1 pseudogene is annotated in these 308 nt (G+C 51.9%); it reads left to right on the top strand.

The window, feature by feature from the left end:
* A pseudogene (locus SB719_RS19505) lies at positions 1 to 308 on the top strand (DNA polymerase); the annotation flags it as partial.

The raw sequence follows: 308 nt of genomic DNA, 5'->3' as shown, positions 1-308 counted from the left end.
ACGTTATCCGTCGTACCATCAACCTGCCGACCTACACCCTGGAAGCGGTTTACGAAGCGATCTTCGGTAAACCGAAAGAAAAAGTTTACGCGGACGAAATCGCGAAAGCGTGGGAAACCGGTGAAGGTCTGGAACGTGTTGCGAAATACTCTATGGAAGACGCGAAAGCGACCTACGAACTGGGTAAAGAATTCTTCCCGATGGAAGCGCAGCTGTCTCGTCTGGTTGGTCAGCCGCTGTGGGACGTTTCTCGTTCTTCTACCGGTAACCTGGTTGAATGGTTCCTGCTGCGTAAAGCGTACGAACGT

This window comes from Pantoea sp. SIMBA_079 (genome assembly GCF_046940275.1).
GTDB classification, from domain to species: Bacteria; Pseudomonadota; Gammaproteobacteria; order Enterobacterales; family Enterobacteriaceae; genus Pantoea; species Pantoea borealis.
Note: the sequence above shows the minus strand (reverse complement) of the source record. Positions and strands in the feature narration are given on the sequence as shown.